This is a genomic window from Alistipes intestinihominis (genome assembly GCF_040095975.1).
Lineage (GTDB): Bacteria > Bacteroidota > Bacteroidia > Bacteroidales > Rikenellaceae > Alistipes > Alistipes senegalensis.
This window is the reverse complement of sequence record NZ_JBBMFL010000005.1, coordinates 189,906-214,256: the sequence shown is the minus strand read 5'-3', so window position 1 is coordinate 214,256 and position 24,351 is coordinate 189,906. Positions and strand designations below refer to the sequence as shown.

Below are 24,351 nucleotides of genomic sequence, written 5' to 3'. Positions count from 1 at the left end.
AAACGGCCGGATGCAAAACCGTTGTTTTGCGCGGCGGCTCATCGTCCGTTCGGGCGCGGAACGCCGGTTTCCGGCGGCGGCGACGGGCAAAAGTACGCTTTTTTCACGGATCGCCCTAACGTTTCGCATAAAAAAGGTTATCTTTGCGGATATGGAACTTCGTGTGAAACAGGTGCGGGAAGTCACCGGTCCGCTGCTCGATGCGTTTGCGCGGCTCATGCCGCAGCTTTCGCCGCGGCTCGCCGCCCCCTCGGCCGCACGGCTGCGGGAGATCGCGGCGTCCCCTTCGGCGGCGCTCTTCGCCGCGGAGGCCAGAGGATGCGTCCGGGGATTGCTCACCCTCGTGTGGTACGACGTGCCGTCGGGCCGCAAGGCGTGGATCGAGGATGTCGTGGTCGATGCCGAAGTCCGCGGAACGGGGGCGGGGCGGGCCCTCGTGGCCGCCGCACTGGAACATGCGGCGGTTGTCGGGGCGGGCGAAGTCCTGCTGACCTCGAACCCTGCGCGGGAGGCCGCGCGGGCGCTCTATCGTAAAATGGGATTCGAAGAGGCCGCAACGACGGTCTTTGCTATTAAAACAGATGCGGAATGAAAAAGTTCGTGAAGATCGCGGCCATCGTGGTGGCCGTTATTCTGGCGGTCGCCCTGATCGTGCCGTTTGCGCTGCGGGGCAAGATCGCCGACATCGTGAAGCGCGAAGCCAATGAAATGCTCGCGGCGAAGCTCGATTTCGAGAAGCTCGACATCAGCCTGCTGCGCCATTTCCCGAACGCTTCGCTGGATTTGAAAGGGCTCACGCTGGTGGGCGTGGACCGCTTCGAGGGCGACACGATCGTCGCCGCGCAGCGGATTTCGGTGGTCGTCAACCTGATGTCGCTGTTCGGCGACAGCGGGTTCGAGGTGACCAAGGTGATCCTCTCGTCGCCGGCCGTGCATGCGCACAAGCTGGCCGACGGGGCCGTCAACTGGGACGTGATGAAGCCTTCGGACGAAGTCGCGGAGGAGACTCCCGCCGAAGAGTCGTCCGAACCCTCGTCGTTCCGGATGTCGGTGCGCGATTTCCGGATTTCGGACGCTGCGATCCGCTACGAGGACGATTCGACGAACATGCGTTTCTCGACCGCGCCCCTTTCGCTGCGGCTCCGGGGCAATATGTCGGCCGACCGCACCGACCTCGATCTGCGGCTCACGGCGCAGGAGATGCGCTTCGTCTCGGGCGGCATTCCGCTGCTGAGCGGCGCCGAGGCGGAACTCGTCGCGGTGATCGACGCCGACCTGGCGAACAACCGCTTCACCTTCTCGCGCAACACGCTGCGGCTGAACGCCATTTCGGTGGGTCTCGACGGCTGGGTTGAGCTGGACGACGATGCCGTGGTCATGGACCTCACGGCCGGCTGCGACAAGGTGCAGTTCAAAGACGTGCTGTCGCTCATCCCGGCGTTCTACACCCGGGAGTTCAAAAACCTCACGGCGGGCGGCGAGCTCTCGATGGCGCTTTGGGCCAAGGGCGAGATGCGCGGTTCGGCGCTTCCGGCCTTCGAACTGAAAACCGAGGTCCGCGACGGCAGCTTCCAGTACTCCTCGCTCCCGAAGGCCGTGACCGGCATCAACATCGCCGCCAAGGTGGCGAATCCCGGGGGCGTGATGGACAAAACGGTCGTCGATCTTTCGAAATTCGGCCTTAAGATGGCCGGGAACTCCGTTTCGGCAACCTTCTACGCTACGAATCTCGTCAGCGACCCCGTATTCCGCGCCACGGCTGCCGGGCGTGTCGATCTGGGGGCCGTGAAGGAGGTTTACCCGTTGGAGAAGGGCGTCGAGCTGGGCGGCCAGATCACCGCGGATCTCAAAGTCTCGGGCCGCATGTCCGACATTGAGAAAAACCGCTACGAAAAACTCGGTGCGCAGGGCACCTTCACCGTCGAGGAGCTGGGGCTGACGCTTCCGAGTCTGCCGGCGGTGTACATCCGCCGCGCCGCGGCCACCATTACGCCCGCCGCGATGACCCTCGGCGAATTCGGGGTGACGGTCGGCAAGAGCGACCTCGCGGCCAACGGTCAGCTGACGGGTTACATCGGCTATCTGCTGCGGGGCGACATGCTTTCGGGCCGTCTGTACGTGAAGTCCGAACTGCTCGACCTGAACGAGATCATGGAAGCCATGCCCGCGTCGTCCGAGCCGGCTGAAGGTGAGGTGGTTGCCGCCGAGCCGATGCAGGCCGTCGAGGTGCCGCGCAACCTGAATCTCTCGCTCAACACCGATCTGCGCAAAGTGCTCTTCGGGAAAATGACGGTCAGCGACATTTCGGGCGAGATGAGCGTTGCCGGCGGCGTGCTGTCGCTCGACCGGCTGGGGCTGGGCGTCTTCGGCGGCAAGGCCACCGCTTCGGGCAGCTACTCGACGGCGGCCGATCCGGCGAAACCCGCGCTGAAACTCAATGCCGACATTGTGGGCGCCTCGTTCCAGAAGACTTTCGAGGAGCTGGAGATGGTGCAGAAACTCGTGCCGATCTTCGCCAAGACCGGCGGCGATTATTCGCTGGCGCTCGACATGCGCACGTCGCTCGACTCTCAGATGTCGCCCGACCTGCAAACCCTCACCGCCACGGGCGAGATCAGGTCGGCCAATATCCGTGTGCAGAATATCGAGGCGTTCGACGCGCTGGCCAAGGCGCTGAACAACGACGACCTGCGGAAGATCGAAGCCAAGGATGTCACGATCCGTTTCGCCATCCGGGACGGCCGCATCACCACGCAGCCTTTCGACCTGAAACTGGGCAGCGTCGGCATCAACCTTTCGGGCTCCACAGGGCTCGATCAGACCATCGACTATACGGCCAAGGTGGCCATTCCGGGTGGCAAGACGCTGCAATCTATCGGCGTGGGCATCGGCGGCACCTTCTCGTCGCCCAAGATCACGCTCGGCGTGAAGGAGGCTGCCGAAGAGGCCGTGAAGAATATCGTCGATGAGCAGATTCAGAAGCTTACCGGCAGCGAGTCGCTCTCCGAGGAGATTCAGAAACAGGCCGAGAACCTGCGTGCGGAGGCGAAGCGGACCGGGGAGAAGCTCGTCGAGGCGGCCGAGAGCCAGCGGGCGAAACTCGTCGAGGAGGCTTCGAAGAAGGGCGCTCTGGCCAAGCTCGCCGCCGAAAAGGCCGGGGACAAACTGGTCTCCGAGGCCGAGAAGCAGGCCGCGAACCTCGAAGCCGAGGCCGAGCGGCAGATCGAAAAACTCACGGCGAAAAAGGAGTGACCGGAATGCTCGTAATCTTTGCCGTCATCATCGGAGGCATTGCAACGGGGCGCCTGCTTATCGGGCGGCGCCTCGCTTTCGTACCGCGCCTCATCACCGTTATCATCTGGGCCCTGTTGTTCCTGCTGGGGGTTGAGGTGGGCTCCGATCCTGCGGTCGTGGGCTCGCTGGCGACGCTCGGAGGGGCGGCGCTGGCGATCTTCGCCCTCTCCGTTGCGGGGAGCATCTTCGCCGCGTGGCTGTTGTGGCGGCGGATTCGCGGACGCGCCGTGCCTGCCGACGACGGGGAGGCCGCCGCAGATATCCCGGTCTCCGCATGGTCGGCCCTTTGCGGCAGTCTCGTGATCGTCGCCTTCTTCGTGGCGGGATGTGTCGTGGGACTTTTCGCGCCGTTCGACCTGGCCGGCTCGCGGGTCAGCGCCTACGTGCTCTATGCGCTGATGTTCTGCGTGGGGATCACGTTGGGCAACGACCGCACGCTGGCCGGACGGGTCCGGAGGCTCGATCCGCGGCTGGCGTTGCTGCCCGTCGCCACAGCTGTCGGAACGTTGGCCGGGGCCGCTTTGGCGGCTCCGCTGCTCGCCGAATGGTCGCTGACCGATTCGCTGGCCGTGGGCGCGGGTTTCGGTTATTATTCGTTGTCGAGCATCTTCATCGCCGATTTCCGGGGGCCCGAGCTGGCCACTATCGCCTTGTTGTGCAACGTCATGCGCGAGATCTTCACCCTGCTGGCCGCACCGCTCGTCGCACGCTGGTGCGGGCCGCTGGCCGCCGTGTCGATCGGCGGTGCGACGACTTTCGACACGACGCTTCCGATCATCACGCAGGCCGCAGGCCGTCCCTATGCCGTGGTGTCGGTCTTTCACGGCTGCGTGCTCGATTTCAGCGTCCCGTTCCTGGTGACGTTCTTCTGTACCGTCTGAAAGAATAAGCGCCCTGAGGGACGCTTATTTTTTTATGTAGGATTGCAGGGCTTCGACGTATTCGGCAAAGGCATCGCGCCCGACCGTGGTGATGCGGCATACCGTGCAGGGCTTCTTTCCCCGAAAGGTCTTTTCGACCTCGATATAACCGGCTTTGGCGAGTTTGTCCAGTTGCACCGAGAGGTTTCCCGCCGTGGCTCCGGTCTGTTGCCGGATGAAGACGAAATCGGCGCTCTCGACTCCGATCAGGATCGAGACGACAGCCAGCCTCAGTTCGGAGTGCAACAGAGGATTCAGTTCTTTGAACATCGCATTATCGTTGCGGGCGGTTCGACGTATGGTTGAGGATGTGGCCCGGGATGATCATCATAACCACGAATCCCGCGATGAAGAGCAACGGCTGCCACATATTGCCGGCAAGCAGCGTGCACGGGGCGAGGATGATGGCCGCGATACCTCCGACGATGGTGGGTGTGAAGCGGATGATGAGTCCCGTGACGGCGGTCCCCATGCCCATGATGAGCAGGATGATGAAGAGTATCGGCAGACGCATGGGCGTGAAGAGCGTCAGCAGGCTGACGAAGAGGGCTGTGGACCCCATGACGAACCAGACATTTCCGATCACGCGGTCAACGAACGTGCGGACCTCGCCCTCGGTGGGTTTTCCGCGTGTGAGCCACATCAACAGCCATCCCAGCACGGGCAGCAGCAGCCACAGGTAGTTCCAGCGCGGGTCCCGGAATCCGACTACGGCGGCCCATACGATGATTGTCGTGATGACGGTGGCATAGCCCCACGCCAGTAGCGGGCGTCCCGAGTTGCGAACGATGCGGCTACGGGTGTTTTCGATCATGCGGCCGATGAGCTCCAGGCTTTCGGCGGCCTCCAGTTTACGGTCTTCCATAGGTGTAATTTTTTAACGGTTTCGGCAATCGTCCTCGTCGTCCTGGTCGAACAGGTAGCGGATGAGCGAGAGCAGGATGCTCAGTCCCCACCCGGCGATAACCCAGACCACCCACCAGTAGTGGGGCGATGTGTACCAGTTGACGAAAGCTAAGAAGCCGCAAACCGCGAAACAGGTCGTGACGCGGCGGCTGAACCGGCGCGCGAAAAGGCGGCGTTTGTTGGTGTTGACAGAGGTGATTTCCATTGTTTTCGGTTTTGCGGCCGGGCCGGTTCTTAAATATGTTGCAAATATAAAGTAGTTTATAATATAAACCAAATTTCGAGCCGGAAATTTTTCAGAAAAATCGGATACATTTTATTTATGAAGGAGTGGGTCGGGTTGAATGCCGTATTTTGATCTGCGATTGCGTTTTTTGATCGACTTGGCTTTCGATGGCTTATTTTATCGTTTAAGTAAGGTGCTACTTCGGTGAGAAAATGCTAAATTTGCAGAAACCCGAACGAAAACCGACTATGAAAAAAATGCTTTTGCTCCTCTTCGGCCTTGCGGCGGCGTGGAGCGTTGCGGCGAAGGTCTCCCTTCCCGATGCCATCGGCAGCAACATGGTGTTGCAGCAGAATACGAATGTGAAACTCTGGGGCTGGGCCGATCCGCATGCGGCGGTGAAAGTCGTGGCCTCGTGGGGCGCGAAAGCCTCTGTGAAAAGCGACGGGGAAGGCCGCTGGGAGGTGACGCTGAAAACTCCCGCCGGTAGTTACGAGCCGCAGCGGATCACCGTTGCGAGCGGCGACAAGCGGGTGTTGGACAACGTGCTGATCGGCGAGGTGTGGTTTTGCAGCGGTCAGAGCAATATGGACATGCCTCTCGGCGGCTATTGGAACGGTCTGGTCGAGGGTGGCAACGAAGCTATCGCCTGCGCCGATGCGCAGCGCGGCCGCATCCGCTTCCTGAAGGTGGCCTATTCGCAGGGCTATACGCCGCAGGAGCGTGTTCCGGGCGCCTGGAACGAATTCACGACGGCTACCGCCGCGCGGTGCAGCGCCACGGCCTATTTCTTCGCCGAAATGCTCTCGCGGGCGCTGGATGTCCCGGTCGGGGTCATCGACAGTTCGTGGGGCGGCAGCCGCATCGAGTGCTGGACCCCGCGCGAGGCGCTGGAGACCTATCCCGACATCGACCTTTCGGAGAAAGCCATTGCCGAACTGCCCGACTACATGCGTCCGATGGCGATGTACAACGCCATGGTGTACCCTCTGACCCGCTATACCGTCCGCGGATTCCTTTGGTATCAGGGCGAGTCGAACATCGGCCGTCACACGGAGTATGCTGCACGGATGGCTGATATGGTGGCCGGGTGGCGTGCGCAGTGGGGGCTGGGTGAACTGCCGTTCTATTTCGTCGAGATCGCGCCTTTCGGTTACGGCAACGGGCTGTCGCCCTATTTGCGCGAGGCGCAGTGCCGGGCGCAGAAGCTGATCCCCGGCAGCGGTATGGTTTCGACCAACGATCTGGTCCTTCCCTGCGAAGAGGGTAACATTCATCCCCGCGACAAGCGCAGCGTGGGCCGTCGGCTGGCATTCTGGGCTCTGAACCGTACTTACGGCAGGAAGGACGTGGCCTGCGAAAACATGCAGTTCCGATCGATGGAAATCAAAGACGGCAAAGCCTGCCTTTCGTTCGACAACACTTTCGGCGGTTTCGGCCGGGCGTTCGATCTGAGGGGTTTCGAGATCTGCGGCGCCGACCGGGTGTTCCGCCCCGCGCAGGTGCATTTCGAAGGCAACGAACGGCTGATCGTTTTTCTTCCCGACATTCCCGAACCGGTGGCCGTGCGTTATGGATTCCGCGATTTCCAGCCGGGCAATGTCGTCAACACCCGCGAACTTCCCCTCGTACCGTTCCGCACCGACGACTTTTAACCTGAAACCATCAACCCGAATTCTATGAAACGAATATTGCTGTTAGCCGTTGCGCTTGCCGCGGCATGGACCGCCGCCGCGAAGATCACCCTTCCGGAGATCATCGGCGACAATATGGTGTTGCAACAAAATGCCGAGGCCAAACTCTGGGGCTGGGCCGAGCCGCATACAGCGGTGAAAGTCGCTGCTTCGTGGGGTGCTAAGGCCACCGCCCGGAGCGGCGCCGACGGCCGCTGGGAGGTGATGCTGAAAACTCCTGCGGGAGGCTACGACCCGCAGCGGATCACGATTGCCGGGGACGGCAGGGTCGAACTGAACGACATTCTGATCGGCGAAGTGTGGTTCGCCGCCGGGCAGAGCAATATGGAGATGGGTGTGCAGGGATTCCACAACTGTCCCGTAGCCCGCTCCAACGAGGTCATCGCCCGGGCCGATGCCCGGCGCGGTAAAATCCGCTATGTGAAGATTCCGAAAACGGCTTCCTATGCCCCCGAAGAACGTGTCGCCGGCCGCTGGAACGAGTTTTCGACCGAGACGGCGCCGTTGTGCACAGCTGTCGGCTATTTCTTCGCCGAAATGCTCAACGACGTGCTCGGTGTTCCCGTGGGCGTCATCGACTGCTCGTGGGGCGGCAGCCGCGTCGAGAGCTGGACCTCGCGGGAGATTCTGGAGACCTATCCCGATATCGACATTTCGGAAAAGGGCATTGCGGCGACCGACGAGTGGCTGCGGCCGTTGGTGATGTATAACGGCATGCTGCACCCCGTGGCGGGCTACACCGTTCGCGGATACCTTTGGTATCAGGGCGAATCCAATGTCGGAGCCCACGCGGTCTATGCCGAACGGCTGGCCAACATGGTGAAATTGTGGCGCGGCCTGTGGGGGTAGGGTGAACTGCCGTTCTATTTCGTCGAGATCGCTCCGTTCAACTACTGGGGCAGCGACCTTTCGGCCTTTCTGCGCGAAGCGCAGTGCCGGGCTCAGGATGTGATCCCGAACAGCGGCATGGTTTCGACGAACGATTTGGTCGAGCCCTACGAGTGGTGCAATATCCATCCGGCGAACAAGCACGACATCGGCTACCGGCTGGCCTGCATGGCTCTGAACCGGACCTACGGAAAGAAGGCCGTCCATTGCGACAGTCCCCGTTTCCGTTCTATGGAGATCGCTGACGGCAAGGCGCTCGTTTCGCTGGACAATGCCGAATACGGGTTCAACCGTCTGGTGGGTATCGAGGGCTTCGAGATCTGCGGCTCCGACGGGGTGTTCCGTCCGGCCGATGTAGCTGTCGATGCACAGTTGAGGCTGGTCGTTTCGTCGAAGGAGGTTCCGGAACCCTCGGCTGTGCGCTACTGCTTCCGCAATTTTCAGATCGGCAACCTCGCCAACAGCTGGGGGCTGCCCGTCATTCCGTTCCGTACGGACGACTTCCAGCCCCGGCCCTGAGGCCCGGCATACTGAAAAGTTGAAGGGACCCTGTGCAGGGCCCCTTCATGCGTTTGTCAGCGCTTTGCCGATTCCGCGGTCCGCACCAGGTCCGCCCATTCGGGATGGCGCCGGATGTAGACCTCGACGAACGAACACTGCGGCACGACCCGCAACCCCTTGCTGCGGATGTCCTCCAAGGCGGCCAACACCAATTCCTTGCCGATGCCCTGACCCTCGTATGCGGGCGGAACTTCGGTGTGGGTCAGGACGACGAATCCGTCGCCCGTCGCGTATTCGATCAGCGCCATGTCGCCCTTCCCGAGATCGAGTTCGTAGCGTTTCTCGGCGGCGTTGTCGATCACTGCGTGTTTCTTTTCCATAACGTCGGTGTTTTTGGTTGAACGTATTGCGATTTATCGTACTTTTGTCCCCGGTTATGAACTCCGTCGCCGACATACTCCTCGACTGGTACGCCCGCGAAGGGCGCGACCTGCCGTGGCGCCGCACGCGCGATCCCTACCGCATCTGGCTCTCGGAGGTGATTCTCCAGCAGACCCGCGTGGCGCAGGGAACGGAGTACTATCTCCGCTTCACGGAGCGGTTTCCCGATGTCGCGTCGCTCGCCGCCGCTCCCGAGGACGAGGTGCTGAAACTCTGGCAGGGACTCGGCTATTACAGCCGTGCCCGCAATCTCCATGCCGCCGCCCGGCAGGTCGTCGAACGCTTCGGCGGACGGTTCCCCGTCGCGTTGGAGGAGGTTCGCTCCCTGCGCGGCGTGGGCGATTATACCGCCGCGGCCATCTGTTCGGCGGCCTACGACGCTCCGTGCGCCGTGGTCGATGGCAATGTCTACCGGGTTCTCGCGCGGCTCTTCGACCTCGATGCGCCGATCGACTCCACGGCCGGAAAGCGCGCTTTCGCCGAACTGGCGCAGTCGCAGCTGGACACCGCGCATCCGGGACGCTACAATCAGGCGATCATGGATTTCGGGGCGCTTCGATGCATCCCTTCGTCGCCCCGTTGCGAGGCGTGCCCGCTGGCCGGACGATGCCTCGCCCTTGCTGCCGGAACCGTCGCCGCGCGTCCCGTGAAGCAGGGAAAGACCCGCGTCCGCGACCGCTGGTTCAACTACTTGCACGTTTCGTCAGGCGACCGGACCCTACTGCGCCGCCGCGAGGGACGCGACATCTGGCAAGGGCTCTACGAATTTCCGCTCATCGAAACCGAAGGGCCCGCCGAACTGCCGGAGCTCGTGCGCCTGCCGCAGTTCCGCGAACTGTTGGGCGACGCTCCGTGGCATCTCGTGCGCAGCATCCCGCTGCCGAAACATCAGCTTTCCCACCAGACGCTCCATGCGGTCGTCCACCGCATCGAAACCCTCTCGCTGACGCCTGCCGCTGCTGCGATGGCCGTTCCGACCGCTGCGCTGGGTGACTATGCCGTGCCGCGGCTGATCGACCGCTACCTGATCAAATACCAGATATAGACGGCGTAGATTGCCACGAACAACGCTCCCTCCCAGCGGTCGATGGCCTTGCGTTTGAACGTGAAGGCCGCGAGGAACACCACGACCGAACTCAGCAGGACCATCAACAAGTCCCAAACCGTGATACCGCCCATCGAGAGTGGGTGGATCGTGGCGCTCACGCCCAGGATCAGCAGGATGTTGGCGATGTTCGATCCGATCACATTGCCCAACGCCATCTCCGCCTTGCCTTTGAACAGCGACACGAGCGACGAGGCCAGTTCGGGCAGCGACGTGCCGCCGGCCACGAGCGTGATGGCGATCACCGATTCGCTGACCCCCAGACTGCGGGCTATCGACGTGGCGCTGCGGAGGAACATCTCGCCGCCGAACACCAGCCCCGCGAGGCCCCCGACGATCATCACCGCCGTCAGCCACGCGGCCATCGGCGCTTTGGACCCTTCCGTCGGGGCCGTCGCTTCGGGACGCTTCGTCTTCCGGATCGTGTACCACATCAGCAGGATGTAGAGCGCGAGCATCGCCGCGCCGTCGAGACGCCCGATGCGGTCCGCCGCCCCTTTGCAGAGTAACGAATCCTGGGCCAGCGCCAGCAGGAGCAGCGACACGAGCACCCCGAACGGGATGTCGCGGCGGATGTTTCCCGCCGTCAGCGGCACGGGGCGTATCAGGGCGCAGACGCCGAGGATGACGAAGACGTTGAAAATGTTCGATCCCACGACGTTGCCGATCGCCACGTCGCTCTGGCCTCCGATGGCCGAGAGCACCGACACGACCAGTTCGGGCGTCGAGGTGCCGACGGCCACCACCGTCAGTCCGATGATGAATTCCGGCACCCGGAAGCGCTGGGCCAGCGCCGCGGAGCCGTCCGTGAGAAAATTCGCGCCGGCGAGGATCAGCCCCAGCCCGACAATCAACAGAAGAATATCCAAAAACGTAAATTTTTAATTCTTAATTTTTCATTTTTAATTGTCTGATTATGCCAGCATAATCAGACTTACGGCCATCAGGGCCATGCCGGCCACCACGCCGTAGATGGAGATATGCGCCTCGCCGTATTCGCGGGCCGCGGGAAGCAGTTCGTCGATCGAGATGAAGACCATGATGCCCGCCACGCCCGCGAGGATGCACCCCATCAGCGTCGGCGACATGAAGGGCATCAGCACCAGATAGGCCAGCAGGGCGCCCACCGGCTCGGCGAGGCCCGACAGCAGCGAAAGCCGGAAAGCCTTCCTGCGGTCGCCCGTGGCGTAGTAGACCGGAATCGACACGGCGATTCCCTCGGGAATGTTGTGGATGGCGATGGCCACGGCGATGGCCACACCGAGGGCCATGTTATCCACGGCCGAGGTGAAGGTGGCGATTCCTTCGGGGAAGTTGTGGATGCCGATGGCCAGCGCCGTCATCACGCCCATGCGCATCAGCTTGGGATTGCGGGGCTGATGGTCCATCTCTTCGACGCTGTGGGCTTCGTGGGGGTTTTCGACCGAGGGCACCAGCCGGTCGATGACGCCGATCAGCAGGATGCCGGCGAAGAAGCTCGCCACGGTGACGACCGTGCCGAGATACGCTCCCCACTCCGCCGAGAGGGTGGCGTCGGCCTGCTGGAACAGTTCGACGAACGAGACGTAGATCATCACGCCGCCCGACAGTCCCAGCGAGAACGACAGCAGCCGTTTGTTGGTTCGTTTGGCGAAGAATGCGATGGCGCTTCCGATGCCCGTCGCAAGACCTGCGCCGAGCGTCAGCAGCAGGGGGATCAGGATATTGGGTTCTTCCATACGATCATATATTATTAACAAAGGTACGAAAAAGCCGGATGGGGCCAAAACCGGATTGCGTGCAGTCCGGTAAAACCTTCCGACCTCTAAAAGTGTCGTTACGACACCAAAGACGGTGCAAGCCGAGAGCAGAGGCGAATTTATTCGACTATGCCGAGGCGCAGCCTTCTAAGCGGAGGTTCGTCTTCCGCAAAGATAGTGTATAAAACGAAATACCGAACCCGCAAGGATTCGGTATTTTTCGATAGGACTATCGGTATGACTTATCGGACTTTTGTGCGTAGTCATGCGTGCGCTTCGCGGAGCAGACGTCCCAGGATCTCGATGCTGTCGGCCGTGATGTGGGGCTGCGGGTCGGCCTTGTCCGCCACGTCGAGCGTCGTCTCGCCCGAGAGGACCAGCACGCCCATCGCTCCGGCATTGTGGGCCATCTGCACGTCGGTGTAGATGCGATCGCCGACCATGACGATTTCGGACGGTTGCAGTCCGTGGCGCGCGAGGATGCCCGAGAGCATGTTGGGGTCGGGTTTCCCGAGCGTGATGTCCGGACGGCGTCCGGTGGCGTGCTCGATGCAGGCGCAGATCGAACCGCAGTCTACGAGCACCGTCGGCAGGTCGGTGGGGCACACCCGGTCGGGGTTGGTGGCGATGTAGGGCACGCCCTGCTTGACCCACCACGCCGCGCGGCACAGCCGGTCGTATTGCAGCGTCATGTCGAACGCCGCCACGACAACGTCGGGCACGTCGTCCGCCGAGTCGGCGCAGGACTCGAAGCCCGCGGCCTCGAACTCCGAGATCATCGAGGGCGTTCCCAGCAGAAAGAGCCTGCGGGCGGCGGGGTAGCGGGCCTTGATGTAGTCGATCGTGGCCAGCGCCGTGGTGTACATCTCGTCGCGCGTGGCCTCGATGCCCAGCTTGGCGAGTTTGTGCAGGTAGTCGTCGATGCACTTCGAGGGGTTGTTCGTCAGGAACGAGTAGCCGATGCCCTGTTCGCGGAGTCCGCGCAGGAAAGCCTGCGTGTAGGGGAAGAGCGACATGCCCATGTAGATCGTGCCGTCCATGTCGAGCGCCACGTGGCGGATGCGGCGCAGGCGCTCCATCAGTTCGCCGTGCTCCCAGACGGAGCGGTATTCGTGAAAGTTTTCCATTGTCGTTATTTTTTGTCGATGCGGTGTCGTTCGATGACGGCGCCCGAGGTGTCGATCACTTTCAGGTCGATGCCTTTCGGGTCGGCCGACACGCGGAGACAGTCGTTGTTCGAGTTGACGAGGATCGGGAAATCGACCCCGCGGCTGCCGTCGTCGATCCATTGGTAGCGGTGATAATGGCCGCAGAGCATCAGGTCGATGCCTTTCCCGACCAGCTCCGGGACGAACAGCCGGCGGATCTGCTGTTCGCCGTACCAGCTCGCTTCGCCTCCGGGAATCATGTGGATCAGGACGATGCGCACAGGCGCCGTGCGGAACTCCTCGCTCCGGACGACCTCTTTCAGCCATGCGGCCTCCCGCTGGCGGTAGGCGTCCCAGTCGCCCAGCCCGTAGTAGCGGATGTCGCTGTCGGGCTTGTCCTCGCAGCCGTCGAGCACGAGGAAGAAAACCGGGCCCCGGCGGAACGTGTAGTAGGTCTCTCCGGTCGGCGAGGGGAAGAAGTCGGACCAGCATCCCGAGCAGACGCCGCGGTTCTCGTGGTTGCCGCGCACGGCGGCCAGCGGGATGCCCGCGGGGGTGAGAATCTCCGACGCCGACGCGAGGCAGGCGTCCCAGAGCGTCTCCGGGGTCTCGATCTGGGTGGCCAGGTCGCCGTTCAGACAGACGAAATCGGGCTTCTCCTTCGGAGCGCTGCGGATCAGCAGGCGGAAGACCGAGTCGCGCGAATGGATGTCGTTGACGACCCAGAAATCGACCTTCTCCTGCGCCGGATCGAGTGTCGTGACGGTGTAGGGCTTGTGTTTGAGGATGTCGCTGCCGAATCCCTCGTCGAGGATGACGCGCTTGTTGCCTTCGTTGAGGACGACGCCCCGCTGCATGATGCGGTAACGGTAGGTCGTGCCGGGTTTCAGTCCGCTGACGCGCACGCTGTGCATGCGCCCGATGCGCTGGCGTCCGAGGTGCGAATCGCGGAATTTCGGACGTTCGGCGGCGTAGAAGTGCGAACCGTCGTCCGGGGCCAGTTCCACCCATCCGGCGGCGTCCGCCGTCGAACTCCATACGACGGTGAAGCCTTCGTCGGTCACGTTCAGCAGATAGGGGCCGTGCTCCACGCGGATGCGGGGCTGTGCGGCAGCTGCGGCCGTCGTCAGGAGGAGGCTCAGCAGCAGGATCGTTCGTTTCATAGCGAAAGAGGTTTCGTTCGGGGTTCAAAGGTATGTTTTTATTTTCTTTTTTCCAATTATGAATTCGAAAAACCCGAAATAGAAACGAAATAGATGTCGAAAAGAAATAAATTTTATTGCTTTTTATTGTTAAAAGGAAAATAATTCCTATATTTGCCTTTGCTTTGTAAACACTCCGGTTGTTCCGGCGATGTTCCGTTTATGTAATATGCTATTATGAATAAAGTAGAGAGCGCCCTTCGGCGCACGACCGACACCAAAGCGCTGGTGATCGGCGTCGATACCCTTCCGCAGACCGCGGAGATGTTCAAAAGCCTGTTCCCCGCCCGCCGCGCCCTCGTGGTCGCGGACCTCAATACGTGGCGGGTGGCCGGGGAGGAGGTGCACCGCATCCTCGCCGAAGCGGGCATCGCGCAGGACGAACCGCACATTTTCACCGATCCGAAACTCTATGCCGAGTGGACGTTCGTCGAGGAGCTGGACGGCGTGCTGGCTGCGACCGACGCCGTGCCCGTCGCCGTGGGTTCGGGCGTTATCAACGACCTGACGAAACTCTGTTCCCACCACAACGGCCGCCGTTACATGGTGGTCGGCACGGCCGCTTCGATGGACGGCTATACGGCCTACGGCGCCTCGATCACCAAGGACGGCAACAAGCAGACCTTCGACTGCCCCGCGCCGCTGGGCATGGTGCTCGACCCGTCGATCTCCGCCGCGGCGCCCGCCTGCATGTCCGCTTCGGGATACGCCGATCTGATCGCCAAGATCCCCGCCGGCGCCGACTGGATGCTGGCCGACGCCGTGGGGGCTGACAAGATGGACGACTTCGCCTTCGGGCTGGTGCAGGAGGGGCTGAAAGAGGCTCTTTGCGATCCCGCAGGGGTGCATGCCGGCAATGTGGCGAAGGTCGAACAGCTGGCCGAGGGGCTGCTGCTGAGCGGTTTCGCCATGCAGGCCACGCAGTCGAGCCGCCCGGCTTCGGGCGCCGAGCATCAGTTCAGCCATCTGTGGGATATGGAACACCTGCGGTTCCAGGGCGCTTCGGTGTCGCACGGCTTCAAGGTCGGCATCGGCACGCTCGCCTCGACGGCCTTCCTGGAGATGTTGCTCGGCGCTCCCGTGGAGCAGCTGGATGTCGAAAAATGCGTCGCCGCGTGGAAATCGTGGGAGGAGACCGAACGGGACATCCGTGCCGTTTTCGACAATGATCCCGAGTTCGTGGCCCGCGGCTTGACGGAGACCCGCGGCAAATACGTCGATAAGGAGGGGCTGCGCGAACAGCTCGTGCGGCTGAAGCAGGCGTGGCCCGGGCTGCGCGGCCGAATACGCGACCAGATCATCCCCTTCGGCGAGGTTCACCGCCGGCTGGAACTGGTCGGGGCTCCCTGCGAACCGGAGCAGATCGGCGTGTCGCGCGCGCATTTCCGGGCTTCGTTCGAGAAGATTCCTTACATGCGCAGCCGTTATACGGTCGTCGATGTGGCTTTCCGCTGCGGCTGGATGGAGGAGTGGCTCGACCGGCTGTTCGGCAAAGGCGGCGTCTGGCAGGTCGAAGACCGGTAGCGGAACGGCCGGGGCTGGTCGTTCCGGCCGCTTCGGGCATGTGACGGTGCGATTTCCGGGGGTGAAACGAAAATTTCACCGGAATAATGTAGGTTATCTCTCCGAAAGTCGTATCTTTGGAATCTGAAACTGCTAACTTTCATTTCGAAATGACCTCTGAACAATCCAAGCGCTTCAAGTATTGGCAGATGCGCACGATCATCGCCACGATGATCGGCTATGCGCTCTTCTATTTCGTGCGCAAAAACTTCTCGCTGGCCATGCCCGGCCTCGAAGCCGACCTCGGCATTTCGAAGACGAGCCTCGGCGTCTTCCTCACCCTGAACGGCCTGATCTACGGCTTCTCGCGCTTCGCCAACGGCATTCTGGCCGACCGGATGAACGCCCGCTGGTACATGGCCGTGGGTCTTGCGCTGTGCGCCCTGGCCAACTTCGCGTTCGGCTTCGGCGAGGACATCTCCTACTGGATCACGGGACAGCACGACGGCAGCCAGTTCACCAACACGTTGATTCTCTTCATGGGCGTCATGTGGGTCGTCAACGGCCTGTTGCAGGGAACGGGATTTCCGCCCTGCGCGCGTCTGCTGACCCACTGGATTCCGCCCACGGAGCTGGCGACCAAGATGTCGGTGTGGAATACCTCGCATTCGATCGGTGCGGGCCTCGTGGTGATCCTCTGCGGCTATGTCATGGGGACGCTGGGAACCGATATGACGGCCGATCCCGACGCCGTGGCGTCCATCGCCGCCAACCTGGGCGTGGCGCCCGACGATGCCGCGGGGATGGAGCGGGTGATGGTCTCCGCCGCGCACGTCGGCGCGTGGAAATGGTGTTTCTGGATTCCTTCGGCCATCGCTTTCGCCGGAGCCATCGGGCTGGTCGTCTTCCTGCGCGACACGCCGACCTCGGTGGGGCTTCCCGAGCTGGAGGGCACCGAGACCGCCAAGGTGAAAACCGGGAAGAAGGGCGCCGAACACAAGGCGTTCCTGATGAAATACGTCTTCAAGAACCCGCTGATCTGGATTCTGGGTTTCGCCAATTTCTTCGTCTACATCGTCCGCTTCTCGGTGCTCGACTGGGGGCCGTCGCTGCTGAGCCAGTCGAAAGGCGTCTCGATGTCGCACGCCGGATGGCTCGTGGCGATGTTCGAGATCGCCGGAATCCTCGGCATGCTCTTCGCCGGATGGGCGACCGACAAGTGGCTCAAAGGCCGCGCCCACCGCACCTGCGTCTTCTGCATGGCCGGCTCCGCGCTCTTCGTCTTCCTCTTCTGGCAGCTTCCCGCCGACGCGCCTATTTGGCTGCTCTTCGCCACGCTCTGCGCCGCAGGGTTCTGCATCTACGGTCCGCAGGCGCTCATCGGCATCGCCGCGGCGAACCAGGCCACGAAGCGGGCCGCCGCTACGGCCAACGGCCTCACGGGGTTGTTCGGCTACGCCTCGACGCTCGTTTCGGGCGTGGGCTTGGGCTTTGTCGCCCAGCACTACGGCTGGAACTGGGCCTATGTCGGCATCATCGGCATGGCCGTCGTGGGCATGCTGGTCTTCCTGCTGATGTGGGGCGCCCGGGCCGACGGCTACGAGGCCGGGACCGAATAACGGAAAATGTTTTGTTTTCAGATGATACGGACTGCGGTCCGGAAGGGTCCGGCCCGCGGCGGGTTGCGGACCCTTTTTTGCGATATATGAAAAGTTTTTTTATCTTTGCTTTTGTGATACATTAAATATTCGACCGATATGCTGAGCATCGCCGAACGGCACAAATACATCCTCGACAACCTGAACAAATACGGGTTCGTCCGGATCACGGACGTGGCCAATGAACTGGGCGTTACGAAGGTGACGATCCGCAAGGACATCAAGATTCTCGAAAGCAAGGGCTTATTATATAAGGTGCACGGCAGCGCCCGCCCGGCCAATCCCCATGTCGCGGACCTCGACGTGCACGTGAAGGACAACATCAACCGCGACGCCAAGCGGCTCATCGCGCAGCGGGCGGTGGAGATGCTCGGCGACGCCGATTCGATCATCGTGGCCTCGGGCTCCACGGTCTACGCCTTCGCCGAGGAGATCAAGATGCGCGCGTGGCACCACCTGAACATCGTCACGCCGTTCCTGCGGCTGGGCGTGCTGCTCAACGAGGCGGAGAACGTCGCCGTCGTGCAGCTGGGCGGCACGGTCCACAAGAAGTCGCTTTCGGTGCTGGGCGAGGAGGCCGCGCGCGAGCTGGACGACTGCATCTGCTCGAAGGTCTTCTTCGGGGTGGACGGCATCGACCTCGAACACGGCATCACGACCTCGACGATCGACGAGGCGAAGCTCACGCGGCGGATGATGCGCGCGGCGTCGCAGGTGGTCGTGCTGGCCGACTCGTCGAAGTTCGGGCAGCGGGGCTTCGGCCGCATCTGCGCGCTGGAGGACATCGACGTGATCGTCACCGACGAGCGCATTCCCGAGCAGATGGTTTCGATCATCGAGGAGGCGGGCGTCGATCTGATCATTGCGAAGTAGGGGAGGGTTGTCCGCCGGACTCGCCTGTCGCCCCTTTCGGCGTTTTCGATGTCCGCAGTCGCGGCATTCCGCCGCGTTTGCGAATCGGACCCCACCTCAAACCCCTGTTCGCTTTTGGAACTCTCTTTCGCGTTGTTCCCTGTCGGGGCAGGGCGAATGGCTGTGGACGGATTGTTGAAAAATTTTTCCGGAAAAGTTTTGCAGGGGCGGCGAAAAACCTCTATCTTTGTACACAATTACAGCGACACCTGAGTCCTATGAATTGTAAACCCAACATAGCATCGGCGCAAGCATTCTGGCAGCAGGATTACTGGTCGGGTTTCCAGTCTCCGACGGATTCGGGCATTATTGTTTTATTAGGGTAACTGTTTCGGTTGCCCTATTTTTTTGTGTCCCTGACAAGATGAAAACGTATTATACCAACGCGACGATCTACCGCGGGGGACGGTTCGAAACGGGCTGTCTCGCCGTCGAGCACGGTCGTGTGGTGACGGCCGGGGAGCCTCGGCCGGGCGACCGGATCGTGGACCTCGGGGGGCTGTGCCTCGTGCCGGGGCTGGTCGATGTCCACGTCCACCTGCGCGAGCCGGGTTTCCCGCAGAAGGAGACCATAGCCACCGGTACGGCCGCGGCGGCCCGCGGGGGTTACACCACGGTCTGTTCGATGCCCAACCTCTGCCCCGCACCCGATACGCCGGCGACGCTCGGCGAGCAGCTGGCGATCATCCGCCGCGACGCCGCGGTGCGCGTGAAGCCTTACGGCACGATCACGATGGGGCAGCGCGGCTGCGGCGAGCTGGTCGATTTCGCGGCCCTGGCCCCGGAGGTGGTCGGATTCTCCGACGATGGCCGCGGCGTGCAGTCGGACGAGCTGATGGAGGAGGCGATGCGCCGTGCGGCGGCCGTCGGCAAACCCATCGTGGCCCACTGCGAGGTCGATGAACTGCTGCGCGGGGGGTATATCCACGACGGGGACTACTGCCGCGAGCACGGACACCGGGGCATCTGCTCCGAGAGCGAGTGGCGGCAGGTGGAGCGCGACATCGCGCTGGCCGAAAAGACCGGCTGCCAGTACCACGTCTGCCACGTCTCCACGAAGGAGAGCGTCGAGCTGGTGCGGCGGGCGAAGGCGCGGGGACTGCGGGTGAGCTGCGAGACGGCGCCGCACTACCTGCTGCTGTGCGACGAGGATTTGCAGGAGGAGGGGCGCTTCAAGATGAATCCGCCGCTCCGGAGCCGCGCCGACCGCGAGGCGCTTGTCGCAGGCATCGCGGACGGCACGATCGAGGTCGTGGCTACGGACCACGCGCCCCACACCGCCGAGGAGAAGTCGCGCGGGCTGGCCGGCAGCGCTATGGGCATCGTGGGGCTGGAAACCGCTTTCCCGCTGCTGTACAAGTATCTGGTGCTTCCGGGAACGATCTCCCTCGAACGGCTCTTCGACCTGATGTCGAAGAATCCCCGGCGCATCTTCGGGCTCGAGGGAGGCGTGGAGGCGGGCGACCCGGCCGATTTCACGGTGCTGGACCTCGGGGCGCAGTACCGGGTCGATCCCGAAACGTTCCTTTCGAAGGGCCGCGCCACGCCCTTCGCCGGATGGGAGGTGCAGGGCCGCGCCGTGCTGACGGTGGTGGGCGGCAAAGAGGTTTACGATGAGATGAAAGTTGAAGACTAAAAGTTTTTCCCGTCATTCCGAGCGAACGAAAGTGAGCGCGGGAATCTGATGGAGACGCTGTAAGGTTACAACTTCCGGGCAGATTGCCACGTCGCTACGCTCCTCGCAATGACGGGGGAGGGTTGAAGGATGAAATGGAATGGTGGATGGATTTCCTGCCCGATAAACACGCAACTACGAAATCAAACAGATAAGGATGAAAGCATTTACGAAAAAAATTGTCTTGGAGAACGGCCGTGAATTCTACGGATACGGTTTCGGAGCCGACCGCGAGGCCATCAACGAGATCGTCTTCAACACCTCGATGGTGGGGTATCAGGAGATCATGTCCGACCCGTCGTACACCGATCAGATGGTGGTGATGACCTACCCGCTGATCGGCAACTACGGTATGGCCGACGAGGATTACGAGACCAAAACGCCGACCATCGGCGGCATGATCGTCCGCGAGTACAACGACTCGCCGTCGAACTTCCGCTACACGAAGACGCTGAACGAGGTCTTCGAGGAGCACGACATTCCGGCCATCTGGGGCGTCGATACCCGTGCCCTGACGCGCATCATCCGCGACGAGGGGACCCAGAAGGTGATCGTCACCGACGCCGCGACGCCCCGCGAAGAGGCCCTGCGCAAATTGCAGGAGTACGTCATGCCGCACGACATGGTTGCGCGCGTGAGCTGCAAGAAGCGCTGGATGTCGCGTGTTCCCAACCACAAATACGACGTGGTGGCCGTTGACTGCGGCATCAAGTACAATATCATCCGTCTGCTGAACCGCGTGGGCTGCAACGTGACGGTCATGCCCTACAACTCCACCGTGGAGGAGATCATGGCCTTCCATCCCGACGGCCTCGTGCTGTCGAACGGCCCCGGCAACCCGGAGGACGTGGCTCCGGTGATCGAGCTGGTGAAACAGCTCCGGGGCAAGCTGCCGATCTTCGGTATCTGCATGGGACATCAGTTGATTTCGCTGGCCTACGGCGCCAAGACCTTCAAGATGAAGTTCGGCCACCGCGGCGCCAACCATCCGGTGAAGAACCTCCTGACGGGCAAGCTCGAAATCACGAGCCAGAACCACAGCTATGCCGTGGATATCGATTCGCTGGAGGGCACGGGGCTTACGCTGACGCACGTCAATCTGCTCGACGGCACGGCCGAGGGCGTGGAGTGCGTCGCCGACCGGGTCTTCTCGATGCAGTACCACCCCGAGAGCGCTTCGGGACCGCAGGACAGCGCCTATTTGTTCAAGAAGTTCACTAAAATAATGGAGGATCACAAAAATGCCTAAGAGAAAGGATATCAAGAAGGTAATGGTCATCGGGTCGGGTCCGATCGTCATCGGACAGGCCGCAGAGTTCGACTACGCGGGCACGCAGGCGTGTCTGGCGCTCAAAGAGGAGGGATACGAGGTGATCCTCGTCAACTCGAACCCCGCCACGATCATGACCGATACGCATATCGCCGACAAGGTCTACATGGAGCCCCTGACGCTGGAGTACGTCGCCAAGATCATCCGCTACGAGCGCCCCGACGCCATCGTTCCGGGACTGGGCGGACAGACGGGCCTGAACCTCGCCGTGCAGCTGGCCAAGAAGGGGATTCTCCAGGAGTGCCAGGTCGAGATTCTGGGCACCTCGTTCGAGTCGATCGAGCGCGCCGAGGACCGCGAGCTGTTCAAGGAGTTGTGCGAATCGCTGGGCGAGCCGGTCATCGAGTCGCAGATCGCCATGTCGGTCGAAGAGGCGGCCGAGGTGGCTCACCGGATCGGTTATCCGGTGGTGCTGCGTCCGGCCTTCACGCTGGGCGGCACGGGCGGCGGCTTCGCCGACGACGAAGCCGAGCTGCGCGAGCTGATGCGCAACGCACTCGCCGTTTCGCCCGTGCATCAGGTGCTCATCGAAAAAAGCATCAAGGGCTACAAGGAGATCGAGTTCGAGGTGATGCGCGACCACAACGACACGGCCATCTGCATCTGCTGCATGGAGAACATCGACCCCGTGGGCGTCCATACCGGCGACTCGATCGTCGTGGCTCCGAGCCAGACGCTCACCAACAAGGAGTTCCAGATGCTGCGCGACTCGGCGCTGAAACTCATCCGCGCATTGAAGATCGAGGGCGGCTGCAACGTGCAGTTCGCACTGGACCCTCTCTCGTTCAAATATTACCTGATCGAGGTCAACCCCCGCGTGTCGCGCTCCTCGGCCCTGGCGTCGAAGGCTTCGGGCTATCCGATCGCCCGCGTCAGCGCGAAGATCGCCGTGGGTCTGACGCTCGACGAGATCCGCATCGCCAACACGCCGGCATCGTTCGAACCGACGCTGGACTACGTGGTGACGAAGGTCGCCCGCTTCCCCTTCGACAAGTTCTCCGACGCTTCGAACAAGCTCGGCACGCAGATGAAGGCCACGGGCGAGGTGATGTCGATCGGCCGTACGATGGAGGAGTCGCTGCTGAAAGCCGTGCGTTCGCTCGAAACGGGCGTCTGCCATATCTACCACAAGAAATTCGACAACTGGTCGAACGACGACCTGCTGGCCTATATCAAGGAGGGCACCGACGACCGGCTTTACGCCATCGCGCAGCTGATCCGCAACGGCGTCGATCTGGCGCTGATCTATAACAACACGAAGATCGACATGTTCTTCCTCGAAAAGTTCAAGAACATCATCGAATTCGAGGCGGTCGTCCGCGCCAATCCGATGGATGTCGAGACGCTCCGCGCCGCCAAGCGCATGGGATTCAGCGACAAGTTCATCGGCCAGCTGTGGGGCGTCTCGCAGCACGACATGTATCTTCTGCGCGAGAAGAACGGCATCTTCCCGGTCTACAAGATGATCGACACCTGCGCCAGCGAGTTCGCCTCCTACGTGCCCTATTTCTACTCGACCTACGAGGAGGAGAACGAATCGGTGGTGAGCCCGAAGGAGAAGATTATCGTGCTGGGTTCGGGCCCGATCCGCATCGGACAGGGCGTCGAGTTCGACTACTCGACGGTGCACGCCATCTGGTCGATCCGCGCCGCGGGCTACGAGGCGATCATCATCAACAACAACCCCGAAACCGTTTCGACGGACTACACCACCAGCGACAAGCTCTACTTCGAGCCGCTGACGGTGGAGGACGTGATGAACGTCGTGCACCTCGAAAAGCCGAAGGCCATCGTCGTGTCGCTCGGCGGACAGACCGCCATCAACCTCGCCGAGCCCCTTTCGAAGCTGGGCGTGCCCATCATCGGCACCGACACCGAGGCGATTAGGAACGCCGAGGACCGCGGCTGCTTCGAGAAGATCATGGAGGAGTTGCAGATTCCGCAGCCCGAAGCCGAGGCCGTGACGAACATCGAGGCGGGCGTGAAGGCCGCGGCCCGCATCGGTTATCCGGTGCTGGTGCGTCCGAGCTACGTGCTGGGCGGCCGCGCCATGCAGATCGTCTCGAACGAAGAGCGCCTGCGCCACTACCTGCAAACCGCCGTGGAGATCGACGTGGACCAGCCGGTGCTGGTCGATCGCTACATCATGGGCAAGGAGCTGGAGGTGGACGCCATCTGCGACGGCAAGGATGTCTTCATCCCCGGCATCATGGAGCATGTCGAGCACACGGGTATCCACTCGGGCGACTCGATCAGCGTCTATCCGACCTTCAGCGTGAGCCAGAAAGCCAAGGACAAGATCATCGACTATACGGTGAAACTGGGTCTGCGCATCGGCATCGTCGGTCTGTACAACATCCAGTTCATCGTCGCCGGCGACGACGACGTTTATGTCATCGAGGTCAACCCGCGTTCGTCGCGCACGGTACCCTTCCTCTCGAAATCGACGGGCGTGCCGATGGCGCACATCGCCACGCAGGTCATCCTGGGCAAGTCGCTGCGCGAGCAGGGCATCACCGAGGTTTGCGGCAAGGAGAAGGAGCGCTGGTACGTCAAGGCCCCGGCCTTCTCGTTCGCCAAGATCCGCGGCATGGATTCCTACCTCTCGCCGGAGATGAAATCGACGGGCGAGGCGATCGGCTACGACGACAAGATCACGCGGGCGCTCTACAAGGCCCTGCAAGCTACGGGCATGCACGTCTCGAACTACGGAACGATCTTCGTCACCATCGCCGACGACGACAAGCCGCAGGCGCTGCCGCTGGTGAAGCGGTTCTACGACCTGGGCTTCAACATCGAGGCGACCACCGGTACGGCGGAGTTCCTGCGTGCGCACGGCATCCGCACCCGCACGCGCCGCAAGCTCAACGAGGGCAGCAACGAGATCATCGACGCATTGCGTCAGGGACATGTCAGCTACGTCATCAACACGATCGACATCAACCAGCACAACACGCGCCTCGACGGTTACGAAATCCGCCGCACGGCCGTCGAGAACAACGTGACGGTCTTCACGGCGCTGGAAACGGTGAAGGTGCTGCTCGACGTGCTGGAGGAGATCACGCTGCGCGTTTCGACCATAGATTCAAAATAATTTCGATTTCATGCGGCACCTTTCGTCCTTCCTTGCTTGCCGCGAATGGGCAGTACCTCGTGTACAGCCCATCCGCGTCAACCTTCGGTCAGGCCGAAATCTGCTCGCCTGAAAT

General features: G+C 62.0%; 19 protein-coding genes and 1 pseudogene. 12 read left to right on the top strand and 8 right to left on the bottom strand.

Annotation, left to right across the window (positions count from 1 at the left end; translation table 11 throughout):
- Positions 1 to 151 precede the first annotated feature (151 nt).
- From WMO46_RS06465 to WMO46_RS06455, 3 genes are read left to right on the top strand one after another with little or no spacing between them, the layout of a single operon-like run.
- Complete coding sequence (locus tag WMO46_RS06465; protein WP_349094026.1) at positions 152 to 592, top strand: GNAT family N-acetyltransferase; 441 nt, start codon at positions 152 to 154, stop codon at positions 590 to 592.
- Entirely contained in the window at positions 589 to 3,252 is a 2,664-nt protein-coding gene (locus WMO46_RS06460; protein WP_276714206.1) for an AsmA family protein, read from the top strand. The genes WMO46_RS06465 and WMO46_RS06460 overlap by 4 nt, the downstream gene beginning before the upstream one ends.
- Before the next feature lie 5 nt (positions 3,253 to 3,257).
- A complete protein-coding gene (locus WMO46_RS06455; protein WP_276714204.1) occupies positions 3,258 to 4,175 on the top strand; it encodes a LysO family transporter in 918 nt (305 codons plus the stop codon).
- Positions 4,176 to 4,199: 24 nt separating this feature from the next.
- On the opposite strand, the gene WMO46_RS06450 is transcribed toward WMO46_RS06455, so the two are convergent.
- From WMO46_RS06450 to WMO46_RS06440, 3 genes are read right to left on the bottom strand one after another with little or no spacing between them, the layout of a single operon-like run.
- Positions 4,200 to 4,484 (bottom strand): winged helix-turn-helix domain-containing protein, encoded by a 285-nt coding sequence (locus WMO46_RS06450; protein ID WP_129650574.1) that lies wholly within the window; start codon positions 4,482 to 4,484, stop codon positions 4,200 to 4,202.
- 4 nt (positions 4,485 to 4,488) lie between these two features.
- Complete coding sequence (locus WMO46_RS06445) at positions 4,489 to 5,079, bottom strand: hypothetical protein (protein WP_129650573.1); 591 nt, start codon at positions 5,077 to 5,079, stop codon at positions 4,489 to 4,491.
- A gap of 12 nt (positions 5,080 to 5,091) precedes the next feature.
- Entirely contained in the window at positions 5,092 to 5,325 is a 234-nt protein-coding gene (locus WMO46_RS06440; protein WP_129650572.1) for a 2TM domain-containing protein, read from the bottom strand.
- 269 nt (positions 5,326 to 5,594) lie between these two features.
- On the opposite strand from WMO46_RS06440, the gene WMO46_RS06435 reads away from it, so the two are divergent.
- Entirely contained in the window at positions 5,595 to 7,001 is a 1,407-nt protein-coding gene (locus tag WMO46_RS06435) for a sialate O-acetylesterase (protein WP_349094025.1), read from the top strand.
- Between the two features lie 24 nt (positions 7,002 to 7,025).
- Positions 7,026 to 8,447: pseudogene (locus WMO46_RS06430) on the top strand (sialate O-acetylesterase).
- Positions 8,448 to 8,503: 56 nt separating this feature from the next.
- Here WMO46_RS06430 and WMO46_RS06425 read toward each other — a convergent pair.
- Positions 8,504 to 8,809, bottom strand: coding sequence for a GNAT family N-acetyltransferase (locus tag WMO46_RS06425; protein ID WP_019149599.1), 306 nt, complete (start codon positions 8,807 to 8,809; stop codon positions 8,504 to 8,506).
- Positions 8,810 to 8,865: 56 nt separating this feature from the next.
- Between WMO46_RS06425 and mutY the strand changes: the two genes are divergently transcribed.
- A complete protein-coding gene (mutY, locus tag WMO46_RS06420) occupies positions 8,866 to 9,915 on the top strand; it encodes an A/G-specific adenine glycosylase (protein WP_276760575.1) in 1,050 nt (349 codons plus the stop codon).
- Here mutY and WMO46_RS06415 read toward each other — a convergent pair.
- The 4 genes from WMO46_RS06415 to WMO46_RS06400 form a co-directional block, all read right to left on the bottom strand.
- Entirely contained in the window at positions 9,891 to 10,844 is a 954-nt protein-coding gene (locus WMO46_RS06415; protein ID WP_019149601.1) for a calcium/sodium antiporter, read from the bottom strand. The two genes, mutY and WMO46_RS06415, sit on opposite strands and share 25 nt — an antisense overlap.
- A 45-nt stretch (positions 10,845 to 10,889) precedes the next feature.
- Complete coding sequence (zupT, locus tag WMO46_RS06410) at positions 10,890 to 11,693, bottom strand: zinc transporter ZupT (RefSeq protein ID WP_196016316.1); 804 nt, start codon at positions 11,691 to 11,693, stop codon at positions 10,890 to 10,892.
- Between the two features lie 284 nt (positions 11,694 to 11,977).
- Complete coding sequence (locus tag WMO46_RS06405; RefSeq protein WP_196016317.1) at positions 11,978 to 12,841, bottom strand: HAD-IIA family hydrolase; 864 nt, start codon at positions 12,839 to 12,841, stop codon at positions 11,978 to 11,980.
- A gap of 5 nt (positions 12,842 to 12,846) precedes the next feature.
- The gene (locus WMO46_RS06400) at positions 12,847 to 14,025 is read right to left on the bottom strand and encodes a purple acid phosphatase family protein (protein ID WP_302588277.1); all 1,179 of its coding nucleotides are present in this window, start codon (positions 14,023 to 14,025) and stop codon (positions 12,847 to 12,849) included.
- Positions 14,026 to 14,241: 216 nt separating this feature from the next.
- Here WMO46_RS06400 and WMO46_RS06395 point away from each other — a divergent pair, with 216 nt between their 5' ends.
- The 6 genes from WMO46_RS06395 (at position 14,242) to carB (ending at position 24,236) form a co-directional block, all read left to right on the top strand.
- Positions 14,242 to 15,588 (top strand): sn-glycerol-1-phosphate dehydrogenase, encoded by a 1,347-nt coding sequence (locus tag WMO46_RS06395; protein ID WP_302588275.1) that lies wholly within the window; start codon positions 14,242 to 14,244, stop codon positions 15,586 to 15,588.
- A gap of 149 nt (positions 15,589 to 15,737) precedes the next feature.
- Entirely contained in the window at positions 15,738 to 17,186 is a 1,449-nt protein-coding gene (locus tag WMO46_RS06390) for an MFS transporter (RefSeq protein ID WP_302588273.1), read from the top strand.
- A gap of 138 nt (positions 17,187 to 17,324) precedes the next feature.
- A complete protein-coding gene (locus WMO46_RS06385) occupies positions 17,325 to 18,098 on the top strand; it encodes a DeoR/GlpR family DNA-binding transcription regulator (RefSeq protein ID WP_019149618.1) in 774 nt (257 codons plus the stop codon).
- Between the two features lie 403 nt (positions 18,099 to 18,501).
- Positions 18,502 to 19,773: a dihydroorotase gene (locus WMO46_RS06380; protein WP_302588271.1), complete on the top strand. Its 1,272-nt coding sequence runs from the start codon at positions 18,502 to 18,504 to the stop codon at positions 19,771 to 19,773.
- A 196-nt stretch (positions 19,774 to 19,969) separates the two neighbouring features.
- The gene (gene carA / locus WMO46_RS06375) at positions 19,970 to 21,061 is read left to right on the top strand and encodes a glutamine-hydrolyzing carbamoyl-phosphate synthase small subunit (protein ID WP_026076309.1); all 1,092 of its coding nucleotides are present in this window, start codon (positions 19,970 to 19,972) and stop codon (positions 21,059 to 21,061) included.
- Entirely contained in the window at positions 21,054 to 24,236 is a 3,183-nt protein-coding gene (carB, locus tag WMO46_RS06370; protein ID WP_026076310.1) for a carbamoyl-phosphate synthase large subunit, read from the top strand. The genes carA and carB overlap by 8 nt, the downstream gene beginning before the upstream one ends.
- Positions 24,237 to 24,351: the final 115 nt, after the last annotated feature.